The sequence below is a fragment of the Pseudomonas sp. NBRC 111123 genome (genome assembly GCF_001320205.1).
Classification (GTDB): domain Bacteria; phylum Pseudomonadota; class Gammaproteobacteria; order Pseudomonadales; family Pseudomonadaceae; genus Aquipseudomonas; species Aquipseudomonas putida_J.
In genome coordinates this window covers 34,141-48,332 of record NZ_BCAZ01000018.1, presented here as the reverse complement: position 1 = coordinate 48,332, position 14,192 = coordinate 34,141, and the positions used below count along the sequence as shown (strand labels likewise).

The following is a 14,192-nucleotide window of genomic DNA, read 5'->3' as shown; positions in this document are numbered from 1 at the left end:
AAGCGTGTCATTGATCGCTTCCGACCAATTCCGCATCGTTGTCGGCCTCGGCAAGAGCGGCATGTCCCTGGTTCGCTTCCTGGCGAACCGGGGCATTGCCTTTGCGGTCGCCGACACCCGTGAGCAACCGCCGGAACTGGAAACCCTGCGCCGTGATTACCCGCAGGTGGAAGTGCGCTGTGGTGAGCTGGACGTGGACTTCCTGTGCCGCGCCAACGAGCTGTACGTGAGCCCGGGTCTGGCCCTTGCTACCCCGGCCCTGCAACAGGCGGCGGCGCGTGGTGTGCAGCTGTCCGGTGACATCGAGCTGTTCGCCCGCCATGCCAAGGCGCCGATCGTGGCGATCAGCGGCTCCAACGCGAAAAGCACCGTCACCACCCTGGTTGGCGAAATGGCCGCCAAGGCCGGCAAGCGCGTGGCCGTGGGCGGCAACCTGGGCACCCCGGCGCTGGACCTGTTGAGCGACGATGTCGAGCTGTATGTGCTGGAACTGTCGAGCTTCCAGCTGGAAACCACCGACCAGCTCAATGCCGAAGTCGCCACCGTGCTGAACATCAGCGAAGACCACATGGACCGCTACAGCGGGCTGCCGGCCTACCACCTGGCCAAGCACCGGATCTTCCGAGGTGCTCGCCAAGTCGTGGTCAACCGCCAGGATGCCCTGAGCCGGCCGCTGCCGGTAGAAGGTCGCCCGTGCTTCACATTCGGCCTGAATCAGCCGGACTTCAAAGCCTTCGGCCTGCGTGAAGTGGATGGCGAGAAGTACCTGGCATACGAATTCGAGACACTGATGCCAGTGCGTGAGCTGAAGGTTCGCGGCGCCCACAACCAGAGCAACGCCCTGGCGGCCTTGGCCCTCGGCCATGCCGCCGGCCTGCCGTTCGCGCCAATGCTCGAAGCGCTGCGTGAGTTCAAGGGCCTGGCCCACCGCTGCCAGTGGATCCGTGAGCGCAATGCGGTCAACTGGTACGACGATTCCAAGGCCACCAACGTCGGTGCTGCGCTGGCGGCGATCGAAGGCCTGGGCGCGGACATCGAAGGCAAGTTGGTGCTGATCGCCGGTGGCGACGGCAAGGGCGCCGATTTCGCCGCACTGCGCGAGCCGGTCAAACGCTTCTGCCGCGCCGTGGTGTTGCTCGGCCGTGATGCTGAACGGTTGGCCGAGGCGCTGGGTGACGACGTTCCGCTGGTGCGGGTCAAGACCCTGGACGACGCCGTGCAGCAATGTGCCGAACTGGCCGAGGCGGGCGATGCCGTGCTGCTGTCGCCGGCCTGCGCCAGCCTCGACATGTTCAAGAACTTTGAAGAGCGCGGGCGCCTGTTCGCCCAGGCGGCGGGAGGGCTGGCATGATCTTCGGCATCCTCAAGCCGTATCCGTCGCCGCTGATCAGCGGCCGTGGCGTCGACCTCGACTTCGCCATGCTGGCCGGTTGCCTCGCGCTGCTGGGCCTGGGCCTGGTGATGATCACCTCGGCCTCCTCGGAAGTGGCTGCGGTGCAATCGGGCAACCCGCTCTATCACATGTTCCGCCATCTGGTGTACGTGTTCCTCGGCCTGGTTGCCTGTGGCGCGACCATGATGGTGCCGATTGCCACCTGGCAGCGCATGGGCTTCATGATGCTGATCGGCGCCTTCGGCCTGTTGGTGCTGGTGCTGGTGCCAGGTATCGGCCGCGAAGTGAACGGTTCGATGCGCTGGATCGGCTTCAGCTTCTTCAACGTCCAGCCGTCGGAGATCGCCAAGGTCTTCGTGGTCATCTATTTGGCCGGTTACCTGGTACGGCGCCAGACCGAGGTACGCGAAACCTGGATGGGCTTCTTCAAGCCGTTCATCGTGCTGCTGCCGATGGCCGCCCTGCTGCTGATGGAGCCAGACTTCGGTGCCACCGTGGTGATGATGGGGGCCGCCGCCGCGATGCTGTTCCTCGGCGGGGTGGGGCTGTTCCGTTTCAGCCTGATGGTGGTACTGGCGGTGGCTGCGGTGTTCATCCTTGTGCAGGCGCAACCTTACCGGATGGCGCGTCTGATCACCTTCACCGACCCCTGGTCCGACCAGTTCGGTTCCGGCTACCAGCTGACCCAGGCACTGATTGCCTTCGGCCGCGGCGAGTGGCTGGGCGTCGGCCTTGGCAACAGCGTGCAGAAGCAGTTCTACCTGCCTGAAGCACACACTGACTTCGTGTTCTCGGTACTGGCCGAAGAGCTCGGCGTGGTCGGCTCGCTGGTGACCATCGCGCTGTTCGTCTTCGTCACCATTCGCGCGCTGTACATCGGCCTGTGGGCAGAGAAGGCCAAGCAGTTCTTCGCCGCCTACATGGCGTTCGGCCTGGCGTTCCTGTGGATCGGCCAGTTCCTGATCAATATCGGCGTGAACGTCGGCCTGCTGCCGACCAAGGGCCTGACCCTGCCGTTCCTCAGTTACGGTGGTTCGTCGCTGGTGATCTGCTGTGCCTGCGTGGGCTTGCTCTTGCGCATCGAGTGGGAAAGTCGCACGCACCTGGGCAGCGAGGAGCACGAATTCAAAGAAAGTGATTTTGCCGAGGAGACCAATCATGGCCGCTGACGGCAAGAATGTACTGATCATGGCGGGCGGCACAGGGGGCCACGTGTTCCCGGCCCTGGCCTGCGCCCGTGAATTCCAGTCGCGCGGATACACCGTGCACTGGCTGGGCACACCGCGCGGCATCGAGAACGAGCTGGTGCCGCAAGCCGGCTTGCCACTGCACCTGATCCAGGTCAGCGGCCTGCGTGGCAAGGGCAAGCTCTCGTTGCTCAAGGCGCCGTTCACCCTGGTCAAGGCGGTGCTCCAGGCGCGCCGTATCGTGCGCGAGCTCAAGCCCGTGTGCGTGGTCGGCTTCGGCGGCTACGTGACGGGCCCAGGCGGCGTTGCCGCACGGCTGTGTGGGGTGCCGCTGGTGATCCACGAGCAGAACGCCCGCGCCGGCACCACCAACCGTCTGCTGCTGCCGCTGGCGGCGCGTGTCTGCGAAGCCTTCCCGGCGACCTTCGACGCCAGCGACAAGCTGCGTACCACTGGCAACCCGGTGCGCCCGGAGCTGTTCATGGATGCCCTGCGGGCCCCTCTGGCCGAGCGCCGCGCACGCCTGCTGGTGATGGGAGGCAGCCTGGGTGCGGAACCATTGAACAAATTGTTGCCTAAGGCCCTGTCCGAAGTGCCGGCGAACCTGCGCCCAGAGGTGTTCCACCAGGCCGGCAAGCACCATGCGCCAGCCACTGCCGAGCGTTACCGCGAGGCGGGTGTAGAAGCCCAGGTCGAACCGTTCATCAAGGACATGGCCCATGCCTATGGCTGGGCCGATATCGTGGTCTGCCGGGCCGGTGCCCTGACCGTCAGCGAACTCGCGGCGGCGGGCCTGCCTTCGATGCTGGTGCCCTTGCCCCACGCGATCGACGACCACCAGACCCACAATGCCCAATATCTGGCCCGGGAAGGCGCTGCCTTCCTTATGCCACAAGCGACAACTGGCGCAGCGCAACTCGCTGAACGCCTGAACGAGGTGCTGATGCAACCCGAGAAACTCAACACCATGGCTGGCACCGCACGGCGCCTGGCCAAGCCTGCTGCAACCAGCACCGTGGTCGATATCTGCCTGGAGGTGGCCCATGGTTGAAAGCCAGAAAGCCATGCCCCAGCCGAAGATGGGCCGTATCAACCGCATCCACTTCGTCGGTATCGGCGGTGTGGGCATGTGCGGTATCGCTGAAGTGCTGCTGAACCTGGGCTACCAAGTGTCCGGTTCTGACCTCAAGGCGTCGCCGGTCACCGAGCGCCTGGAGTCGTTCGGCGCTGAAATCTTCGTCGGCCACCGCGCCGAGAACGCTGCCAACGCCGATGTGCTGGTGGTGTCCAGTGCGATCAACCCGGCCAACCCGGAAGTCGCCACTGCCCTGGAGCGTCGCATCCCTGTGGTGCCGCGTGCCGAAATGCTCGCCGAGCTGATGCGCTACCGTCACGGCGTGGCGGTTGCCGGTACCCACGGCAAGACCACCACCACCAGCCTGCTGGCCTCGGTGTTCGCTGCCGGCGGCCTGGACCCGACCTTCGTCATCGGTGGCCGCCTGACCGCTGCCGGCACCAACGCGCAGCTGGGCACCAGCCGTTACCTGATTGCCGAAGCCGACGAAAGCGATGCCAGCTTCCTGCACCTGCAGCCGATGGTGGCCGTGGTCACCAACATCGACGCCGACCACATGGCGACCTACGAAGGCGACTTCAACAAGCTGAAGAAGACCTTCGTCGAGTTCCTGCACAACCTGCCGTTCTACGGCCTGGCCGTGATGTGCCTGGACGACCCGGTCGTGCGTGAGATCCTGCCGCAGGTCAAGCGCCCGACCGTTACCTACGGTTTCAGCGAAGAGGCCGACATCCGCGCCATCAATGTGCGGCAGCAGGGCATGCAGACCCACTTCACCGTGCTGCGCCGCGACCGCGAGCCGCTCGAGGTGTCGGTGAACATGCCTGGCAACCACAATGTGCTCAACGCCTTGGCCACCATCGCCATCGCCACCGACGAAGGCATCAGCGATGAAGCCATCGTCCAGGGCCTGTCCGGCTTCCAGGGCGTCGGCCGCCGCTTCCAGGTATACGGCGAACTGCCGGTCGATGGCGGCAGCGTGATGCTGGTCGATGACTACGGCCACCATCCGACCGAAGTGGCCGCAGTGATCAAGGCCGTGCGCGGTGGCTGGCCAAGCCGCCGCCTGGTAATCGTCTACCAGCCGCACCGCTACAGCCGTACCCGCGACCTGTACGACGATTTCGTCCAGGTGCTGGGTGATGCCAACGTGCTGCTGCTGATGGAGGTCTACCCGGCCGGCGAAGAGCCGATCCCCGGTGCCGACAGCCGCCAGCTGTGCCACAGCATCCGCCAGCGCGGCAAGCTGGACCCTATCTACATCGAACGTGGCGCCGAGCTGGCGCCGCTGGTCAAGCCACTGCTGCGCGCTGGCGACATCCTGATCTGCCAGGGTGCCGGTGATGTCGGTGGCCTGGCCCCGCAACTGATGAAAAGCCCGCTGTTCGCTGGCGCCAAGCAGGAGAAGTCGAAATGACCAGCGCCTACGAACAACTGCACTCGACCCTGGACGTGAAAGCGTTCGGCCGCGTGGCCGTGCTGTACGGCGGCAAGAGCGCCGAGCGTGAGGTGTCGCTGAAGTCTGGCGCCGCCGTGCTCGACGCGCTGACCAGCGCCGGTGTCGACGTGGTCGGCATCGACGTCGGTGACGACCTGCTGGCGCGCCTGCAGAACGAGAAGATCGACCGCGCCTTCATCATCCTCCACGGCCGTGGCGGTGAAGACGGCAGCATGCAAGGCCTGCTCGAGTGCCTGGGCATCCCCTACACCGGCAGCGGCATCCTCGCTTCGGCCCTGGCGATGGACAAATTGCGCACCAAGCAGGTGTGGCAGAGCCTGGGTATTCCGACCCCGCGCCACGCGGTACTGGGCAGCGAACACGATTGTGTTGCCGCCGGTACGGAACTGGGCTTCCCGTTGATCGTCAAACCGGCCCATGAAGGCTCCAGCATCGGCATGGCCAAGGTGAACAGCGTGGAAGAGCTGGTCGCCGCCTGGAAGGATGCCGCCCAATACGATTCACAAGTCCTGGTCGAGCAATGGATTCACGGCCCGGAGTTCACCATCGCCGTTCTGCGTGGCCAGGTGCTGCCGCCGATCGCCCTGGGTACTCCGCACGTGTTCTACGACTACGACGCCAAGTACATCGCCAATGACACCCAGTACCGCATCCCGTGCGGCCTGGACAGTGCCAAGGAACAGGAACTGATCGACCTGACCGCGCGCGCCTGCGATGCCATTGGCATCGAAGGCTGGGGCCGGCTGGACGTGATGCAGGACGAGCAGGGCCGGTTCTGGCTGCTCGAAGTCAACACCGCACCCGGCATGACTGATCATAGCCTGGTGCCCATGGCGGCCCGCGCGGCCGGCCTGGACTTCCAGCAACTGGTGCTGGCGATCCTGGCTGAAAGCGTTGCGACGCGAGGTTAACCATCATGCAAGGCGCAATGATACGTCAGCAGCAACCCGTTACCGGCCGTAGCAAGCCGGTGCCGCGCGGTGCCAGCCGACTGGTGGCCGACGAGCCCGTATCGGCGCGCCTGCCGCGGCCCAGCCTGGGCGGCCTCAAGCGCCTGCTGTGGCCGATCGTGCTGGTGGCTGCAGGCTTCGGCGCCTATGAGGGCGCTATCCGCCTGATGCCTTATGCCGACCGGCCGATCACCAAGATCGACGTGCAGGGTGACCTCAGCTACATCAGCCAGCAGTCGGTGCAGCAGCGCATCGCGCCGTATGTGGCGGCGAGCTTCTTCAGCGTCGACCTCACGGCGATGCGTGCCGAGCTCGAGCAGATGCCGTGGATCGCCCACGCCGAAGTGCGCCGGGTGTGGCCGGACGAAGTGGTGATTCGCCTGGAAGAACAGCTGCCGGTGGCACGCTGGGGTGACGAGGCCCTGCTCAACAACCAGGGCCAGGCCTTCACCCCGCGCGAACTGGCCAACTACGAGCACTTGCCGCAGTTGGCCGGCCCGCAGCGCGCTCAGCAACAAGTCATGCAGCAGTATCAGGTATTGAGCCAGATGCTGCGCCCCCTGGGTTTTTCCATCGCTCGCCTGGAATTGCGTGAGCGTGGCAGCTGGTTCCTGACCACCGGTGCGAGCAGCGCCGGGCCAGGCATCGAGCTGCTGTTGGGGCGCGACCATCTGGTGGAAAAGATGCGCCGTTTCATTGCCATTTACGACAAGACACTCAAAGAGCAGATCACCACTATCGCCCGCATTGATCTGCGTTACTCCAACGGACTTGCCGTTGGCTGGCGGGAACCGAACGCACCGACGACGGCCAAACCCGCCGTTGCGAAGAATTAGAGAGAGGCAGGACCATGGCAAACGCGCATAGCGGCAAAATGATCGTCGGGCTGGACATCGGCACCTCCAAGGTGGTGGCGCTGGTGGGTGAAGTGGGCGAAGACGGCACCCTCGAGATCGTGGGTATTGGTACCCATCCGTCCCGCGGCTTGAAAAAAGGCGTGGTGGTGAACATCGAGTCGACCGTGCAGTCGATCCAGCGCGCGGTGGAAGAAGCCCAGCTGATGGCCGGCTGCCGCATCCACTCGGCGTTCGTCGGCGTGGCTGGCAACCACATCCGCAGCCTGAACTCCCACGGCATCGTCGCCATCCGCGACCGTGAAGTCAGCGTCGCCGACCTCGAGCGTGTGCTCGACGCCGCCCAGGCCGTGGCCATTCCGGCCGACCAGCGCGTGCTGCACACGCTGCCGCAGGACTACGTGATCGACAACCAGGAAGGCGTGCGCGAGCCGCTGGGCATGTCTGGCGTACGTCTGGAAGCCAAGGTCCACGTGGTCACCTGCGCGGTCAACGCCGCGCAGAACATCGAGAAGTGCGTGCGCCGCTGCGGCCTGGAAATCGACGACATCATTCTCGAGCAGCTGGCTTCGGCCTACTCGGTGCTGACCGATGACGAGAAAGAGCTGGGCGTGTGCCTGGTGGACATCGGCGGTGGGACCACCGACATCGCCATCTTCACCGAGGGCGCGATCCGCCACACCGCGGTGATCCCGATTGCCGGCGACCAGGTCACCAACGACATCGCCATGGCCCTGCGTACGCCGACCCAGTACGCCGAAGAAATCAAGATCCGCTACGCCTGCGCCCTGGCCAAACTGGCCGGCGCCGGCGAGACCATCAAGGTGCCGAGCGTGGGTGATCGCCCACCGCGCGAGCTGTCGCGTCAGGCCCTGGCCGAGGTGGTGGAGCCACGTTACGACGAGCTCTTCACCCTGATCCAGGCCGAGCTGCGCCGCAGCGGCTACGAGGACCTGGTGCCAGCCGGCATCGTTCTCACCGGCGGCACCGCGAAGATGGAAGGTGCCGTGGAACTGGCCGAGGAAATCTTCCACATGCCGGTACGCCTGGGCGTACCGCACAGCGTTCGGGGGCTGAGCGACGTGGTGCGCAACCCGATCTATTCCACCGGCGTGGGCCTGCTCACCTACGGCCTGCTCAAGCAGTCCGAGGACATGGTCCTGACTGGTAACAGCAACAGCAGCAGCAACAGCTATGGCGATGAACCGAAGGCCCCAGTGCTTGAGCGCTTCAAGCGGTGGGTCCAGGGCAACTTCTAAGTTTCAAAGCAGTAGTGGTAGGCGCGACAACTAGAGAACTGTAAGGAGAGGGAAAATGTTCGAGCTCGTAGACAACGTCCCGCAAAGTCCGGTCATCAAGGTGATCGGCGTCGGCGGTGGCGGCGGCAACGCCGTCAACCACATGGTGAAGAGCAGCATCGAAGGCGTCGAGTTCATCTGCGCCAACACCGATGCCCAGGCGCTGAAAAACATCGGCGCACGCACCATCCTGCAACTGGGTACCGGCGTGACCAAGGGTCTGGGTGCCGGTGCCAATCCGGAAGTTGGCCGTCAGGCCGCGCTGGAAGACCGTGAGCGCATCGCCGAGGTGCTGCAGGGCACCAACATGGTGTTCATCACCACCGGCATGGGCGGCGGTACCGGTACCGGTGCGGCGCCGATCATCGCCGAAGTGGCCAAGGAAATGGGCATCCTCACCGTTGCAGTGGTGACCCGTCCGTTCCCGTTCGAGGGCCGCAAACGTATGCAGATCGCCGATGAAGGCATCCGCATGCTGGCTGAGAGCGTCGACTCGCTCATCACCATCCCCAACGAGAAGCTGCTGACCATCCTGGGCAAGGATGCCAGCCTGCTGTCCGCCTTTGCCAAGGCCGACGATGTACTGGCCGGTGCCGTTCGCGGTATCTCCGACATCATCAAGCGCCCGGGCATGATCAACGTCGACTTCGCCGACGTGCGCACCGTCATGGGTGAAATGGGCATGGCGATGATGGGTACTGGCTGCGCCAGCGGCCCGAACCGCGCTCGCGAAGCCACCGAAGCGGCAATCCGCAACCCGCTGCTCGAAGACGTCAACCTGCAGGGCGCCCGCGGCATCCTGGTGAACATCACCGCAGGTCCTGACTTGTCGCTGGGTGAATACTCCGACGTGGGTAGCATCATCGAAGCCTTCGCCTCCGACCACGCCATGGTCAAGGTCGGCACCGTGATCGACCCAGACATGCGCGACGAACTGCACGTGACCGTGGTTGCCACTGGTCTGGGCGCGCGCATCGAAAAACCGGTGAAGGTGGTCGACAACACCCTGCAGACCGCTCAGCAGGTGTATGAGTCCTCCAACCCGGCTCCGGTTCGCCAGGAGCAGCCAGCCGTCAACTACCGTGACCTGGAGCGCCCGACCGTAATGCGCAACCAGGCCCACGCAGGTGCTGCCGCGGCAGCTAAACTCAACCCTCAGGATGACCTGGACTACCTCGATATCCCAGCCTTCCTGCGTCGTCAGGCCGATTGATGGAATTTATCAGGGGTATAAGGGTGATTGGTGTTCAGCAAAGGCCGGGTCTGTTATCATCCCCAGCCTTTGTTGATACCTGTTCGCATTATTTGCGCTGAAGCGGCCAATGCCATGATTAGACAACGCACCCTGAAGAATACCATCCGTGCCACGGGCGTCGGCCTGCACTCCGGGGAGAAGGTCTACCTGACCCTCAAGCCTGCGCCTGTCGACACCGGCATCGTCTTCCGTCGCGCCGACCTTGACCCTGTGGTCGAGATCCCGGCGCGTGCGGCCAATGTAGGTGAGACCACCATGTCCACCACGCTGGTCAACGGTGACGTCAAGGTCGATACGGTCGAGCACCTGCTCTCCGCCATGGCGGGCCTGGGCATCGATAACGCCTACGTCGAGCTCTCCGCCTCGGAAGTGCCGATCATGGATGGCAGCGCCGGTCCCTTCGTATTCCTGATTCAGTCTGCCGGCCTGGAAGAGCAGGACGCAGCCAAGAAGTTCATCCGCATCCTGCGCGAAGTGACAGTGGTGGAGGGCGACAAGAGCGCCACCTTCCTGCCATTCGACGGGTTCAAGGTGAGCTTCGAGATCGACTTCGATCACCCGGTCCTCAAGGGCCAGACCCAGAGTGCGGTCGTCGACTTCTCCAGCACCTCGTTCGTGAAAGAGGTCAGCCGCGCCCGTACCTTCGGCTTCATGCGTGACATCGAGTACCTGCGCAAGCACAACCTTGCGTTGGGCGGCAGTGTCGAGAACGCCATCGTGGTCGACGAGACCGGTGTGCTCAACGAAGACGGCCTTCGCTCCGATGACGAATTCGTCAAGCACAAGATCCTCGACGCCATTGGCGACCTCTATCTGCTGGGCAACAGCCTGATCGGCGAGTTCAAGGGCTACAAGTCCGGCCACGCGCTGAACAACCAGCTGCTGCGCAAGCTCATCGAAGAAACCGATGCCTGGGAAGTGGTCACTTTCGAAGATGCCAGCACGGCACCGATCTCGTACATGCGCCCTGTTGCGGCCGTGTAAGTTCGAACACTCTCTAGTTCATTGAGGCCACCTTCGGGTGGCCTTTTTTATTTCAGGGCTTTTCTTTGTTTTGCGCGTGGCTTGCCAGCCGTTCCAAGGCAGCACGCAGTTTGGGGTCGGCGATGCCTTCAGCGGAATCGCGGAGGCTCTCGGCGGCGTAGTTCGACAGTTCGGTCGTATTCGCCCCGCGTTTGGCCGGCACCAGAGGCGGCTGCACCTTGTAGAGGATGCGTTGCAGATTGCCGAACGCTTCCAGGGCCTGCAGCTGGCGCTGCAAGCGCTTTTGCTGGTAGCGCAGGCGGGTGGCCCAGTGGCCGTCGGTGACCACCAGCAGCAGCGTGCCATCGCGCCACGAGGCCACATGGCAATGCTCGCGGGCAGCCGGTTGCAGCTGGCTTTCCAGCAGGCGCTGCAGGTGCGCCAGGCGTTCGGCCTGGTTCAGCAGCAGGCGCAGCGGGCGGTTCTGGCGCAGCAGGGTGGCGGGCGGCTGGGCGGGGGAGGGTTTGAAGGCCATGGTGGTTTGCATGAAGTCACAAGATGGGCAGTCTAACACCTCTGCTGCCTGCGCTGGCCTCTTCGCGGGCCACAGGAAAACACTGCCTTGAGACGTTGAAGATCCTGTAGGAGAGGGCTTGCCCGCGAAGAGGCCGGTACAGGCAATACAAAATACGAGCCATTCTCGATACCTTTCATCTTCCTCTGGGTTGAACTCAGGGAAAATGCCCCTATCTTAGAAAAGCCCCCGCCTAAGCGCTGTGCCAGCATCGTGGCAATCGACCACTTTCCTCACCATCGTTTCCGGGTAGAATGCTCGTTCGCATGCGGCCTCAGGGCTGCACGGGCGACTCATGGGGCCGCCCTCCATCCCTACGTGTGGAAGATCCTGCCGATATGTTTGCGCCTTTGTTAAAAAAACTTTTTGGAAGCAAGAACGAGCGTGAAGTCAAACGCATGCTCAAGACGGTAGCTATCGTCAATGCCTTCGAAGAGAAGATGGTGGCCCTCTCCGATGAGCAGCTGCGGGCCAAGACCGCAGAGTTCAAGGAGCGCCTGGCCAAAGGCGAGACGTTGGACCAGTTGCTGCCCGAAGCCTTCGCCGTGGCCCGTGAAGCCGGCAAGCGCGTCATGGGCATGCGCCACTTCGATGTGCAGCTGATCGGCGGCATGACCCTGCACGAGGGCATGATCGCAGAAATGCGTACCGGTGAAGGCAAGACCTTGGTCGGTACCCTGGCCGTCTACCTCAACGCACTGTCCGGCAAGGGCGTGCACGTGGTCACGGTCAACGACTACCTGGCCCGCCGTGACGCCAACTGGATGCGCCCGCTGTACGAATTCCTCGGTCTGTCCGTGGGCATCGTCTCGGCCTTCCAACCGCCTGAAGAAAAGCGCGCCGCTTACGCCGCCGACATCACCTACGGCACCAACAACGAATTCGGTTTCGACTACCTGCGCGACAACATGGCGTTCAGCCAGGAAGAGAAGTTCCAGCGTGAACTCAACTTCGCGGTCATCGACGAAGTCGACTCGATCCTCATCGACGAAGCGCGTACCCCGCTGATCATCTCCGGGCAGGCCGAAGACAGCTCCAAGCTGTACATCGAGATCAACCGCCTGATCCCGCGCCTGACCCAGCACATCGAAGAAGTCGAAGGCCAGGTCACCCAGGAAGGCCACTTCACCATCGACGAGAAGAGCCGCCAGGTCGAGCTCAACGAAGCCGGTCACCAGTTCATCGAAGAGATGCTCACCCAGGCTGGCCTGCTGGCCGAAGGCGAGAGCCTGTACTCGGCGCATAACCTGGGCCTGCTGACCCACGTCTACGCCGGCCTGCGTGCGCACAAGCTGTTCCACCGCAACGTCGAGTACATCGTCCAGGACGGCCAGGTTCTGCTGATCGACGAGCACACCGGCCGTACCATGCCCGGCCGTCGCCTCTCCGAAGGCCTGCACCAGGCCATCGAGGCAAAAGAAAACCTGAACATTCAGGCCGAAAGCCAGACCCTGGCTTCGACCACCTTCCAGAACTACTTCCGCCTGTACAACAAGCTGTCCGGCATGACCGGTACCGCTGACACCGAGGCGTTCGAGTTCGCCCAGATCTACGCCCTCAACGTGATGGTCATTCCGCCGAACAAGCCGCTCGCGCGTAAGGACTTCAACGACCTGGTGTACCTGACCGCCGACGAGAAATACGCCGCGATCATCGCCGACATCAAAGAGAGCATGACCCAGGGCCGCCCGATTCTGGTGGGTACCGCGACCATCGAAACTTCGGAGCACATGTCGAACCTGCTGAAGAAGGAAGGTATCGACCACAAGGTACTGAACGCCAAGTACCACGAGAAGGAAGCCGAGATCATCGCGCAAGCCGGTGCTCCGGGTGCGCTGACCATCGCCACCAACATGGCCGGCCGTGGTACCGACATCCTCCTCGGCGGTAACTGGGAGGCCGAAGTGGCTGCCCTGGAAAACCCTACTCCCGAGCAGATTGCCCAGATCAAGGCCGACTGGCAGAAGCGTCACCAGCAGGTGATTCAAGCCGGTGGCCTGCACGTGATCGCCTCCGAGCGCCACGAATCGCGCCGTATCGACAACCAGCTGCGTGGCCGTTCCGGCCGTCAGGGCGACCCGGGTTCGAGCCGCTTCTACCTGTCGCTGGAAGACAGCCTGATGCGCATCTTCGCCTCCGACCGGGTGAAGAACTTCATGAAGGCGCTGGGCATGCAGTCTGGCGAGGCCATCGAGCACCGCATGGTCACCAATGCCATCGAAAAAGCCCAGCGCAAGGTCGAAGGCCGCAACTTCGACATCCGCAAACAGCTGCTTGAATACGATGACGTGGCCAACGAACAGCGCAAGGTGATCTACCACATGCGCAACAGCCTGCTGGCGGCCGAGAACATTGGCGACACCATCGTCGAGTTCCGCCAGGAAGTGCTGGACGCCACCATCAGTCAGCACATTCCGCCGCAGTCGCTGCCAGAGCAGTGGGACGTGGCCGGCCTCGAAGCGTCGCTGGCCAGCGACTTCGCCATCAAACTGCCGATCCAGCAGTGGCTGGACGAGGACGATCACCTCTACGAGGAGACCCTGCGCGAGAAGCTGTTGAACGAGATCACCACTGCTTACACCGAGAAGGAAGACCAAGCCGGCCTCGAAGCCCTGCGTACCTTCGAGAAGCAGATCCTGCTGCGCGTGCTGGACGACCTGTGGAAAGACCACCTGTCGACCATGGACCACCTGCGTCACGGTATCCACCTGCGTGGCTATGCGCAGAAGAACCCGAAGCAGGAGTACAAGCGCGAGTCGTTCACCCTGTTCCAGGAGCTGCTCGATTCGATCAAGCGCGACACCATCCGCGTGCTGTCGCACGTTCAGGTGCGCCGCGAAGACCCGGCCGAAGAAGAAGCCCGTCTGCGCCGCGAAGCCGAGGAACTGGCCAGCCGCATGCAGTTCCAGCATGCCCCGGCACCAGGCCTTGAAAGCGAGCAGCTGAGCGAGGAGGGCGCCGAAGTGGCCGTGGCCGCTGCCCCGGTGCGCAACGACCAGAAGCTTGGCCGCAACGAACCGTGCTGGTGTGGTTCGGGCAAGAAATTCAAGCATTGCCACGGGCAGATCGAGTGATCTGACCTGCATGGGGCCGCCTTGCGGCCCTATCGCGACACGAGGCCGCTCCCACAGGGACAGCGCACAGCCTAACGCTGCGCAGTCCTATGTGGGAGCGGCCTTGTGTC

General features: G+C 63.5%; 11 protein-coding genes. 10 read left to right on the top strand and 1 reads right to left on the bottom strand.

Annotated features, from left to right (window positions below):
• The first annotated feature begins 4 nt into the window (after positions 1-4).
• The 9 genes from murD (at position 5) to lpxC (ending at position 10,455) form a co-directional block, all read left to right on the top strand.
• Positions 5-1,351 (top strand): UDP-N-acetylmuramoyl-L-alanine--D-glutamate ligase, encoded by a 1,347-nt coding sequence (gene murD / locus APH27_RS11685; protein ID WP_027917997.1) that lies wholly within the window; start codon positions 5-7, stop codon positions 1,349-1,351.
• The gene (gene ftsW, locus APH27_RS11680) at positions 1,348-2,562 is read left to right on the top strand and encodes a putative lipid II flippase FtsW (RefSeq protein WP_027917996.1); all 1,215 of its coding nucleotides are present in this window, start codon (positions 1,348-1,350) and stop codon (positions 2,560-2,562) included. Before murD ends, ftsW begins: the two co-directional genes overlap by 4 nt.
• A complete protein-coding gene (gene murG / locus APH27_RS11675) occupies positions 2,552-3,631 on the top strand; it encodes an undecaprenyldiphospho-muramoylpentapeptide beta-N-acetylglucosaminyltransferase (RefSeq protein WP_027917995.1) in 1,080 nt (359 codons plus the stop codon). Before ftsW ends, murG begins: the two co-directional genes overlap by 11 nt.
• A complete protein-coding gene (gene murC, locus APH27_RS11670) occupies positions 3,624-5,072 on the top strand; it encodes a UDP-N-acetylmuramate--L-alanine ligase (protein ID WP_027917994.1) in 1,449 nt (482 codons plus the stop codon). Before murG ends, murC begins: the two co-directional genes overlap by 8 nt.
• Positions 5,069-6,025 (top strand): D-alanine--D-alanine ligase, encoded by a 957-nt coding sequence (locus APH27_RS11665; RefSeq protein WP_027917993.1) that lies wholly within the window; start codon positions 5,069-5,071, stop codon positions 6,023-6,025. The genes murC and APH27_RS11665 overlap by 4 nt, the downstream gene beginning before the upstream one ends.
• 5 nt (positions 6,026-6,030) lie before the next feature.
• A complete protein-coding gene (locus APH27_RS11660; protein ID WP_027917992.1) occupies positions 6,031-6,900 on the top strand; it encodes a cell division protein FtsQ/DivIB in 870 nt (289 codons plus the stop codon).
• A gap of 14 nt (positions 6,901-6,914) precedes the next feature.
• Complete coding sequence (ftsA, locus tag APH27_RS11655) at positions 6,915-8,177, top strand: cell division protein FtsA (RefSeq protein ID WP_027594020.1); 1,263 nt, start codon at positions 6,915-6,917, stop codon at positions 8,175-8,177.
• Between the two features lie 55 nt (positions 8,178-8,232).
• A complete protein-coding gene (gene ftsZ / locus APH27_RS11650; protein WP_027917991.1) occupies positions 8,233-9,429 on the top strand; it encodes a cell division protein FtsZ in 1,197 nt (398 codons plus the stop codon).
• A gap of 114 nt (positions 9,430-9,543) precedes the next feature.
• Positions 9,544-10,455 carry a UDP-3-O-acyl-N-acetylglucosamine deacetylase gene (gene lpxC, locus APH27_RS11645; protein WP_027917990.1) on the top strand — a complete coding sequence of 304 codons (912 nt, stop codon included), beginning with the start codon at positions 9,544-9,546 and terminating at the stop codon, positions 10,453-10,455.
• Between the two features lie 52 nt (positions 10,456-10,507).
• Here the strand turns inward: lpxC and APH27_RS11640 are convergent, their stop codons facing one another.
• A complete protein-coding gene (locus APH27_RS11640) occupies positions 10,508-10,969 on the bottom strand; it encodes a DUF721 domain-containing protein (RefSeq protein WP_027917989.1) in 462 nt (153 codons plus the stop codon).
• A 377-nt stretch (positions 10,970-11,346) separates the two neighbouring features.
• Between APH27_RS11640 and secA the strand changes: the two genes are divergently transcribed.
• Positions 11,347-14,082: a preprotein translocase subunit SecA gene (gene secA, locus APH27_RS11635; RefSeq protein ID WP_027917988.1), complete on the top strand. Its 2,736-nt coding sequence runs from the start codon at positions 11,347-11,349 to the stop codon at positions 14,080-14,082.
• Positions 14,083-14,192 lie beyond the last annotated feature (110 nt).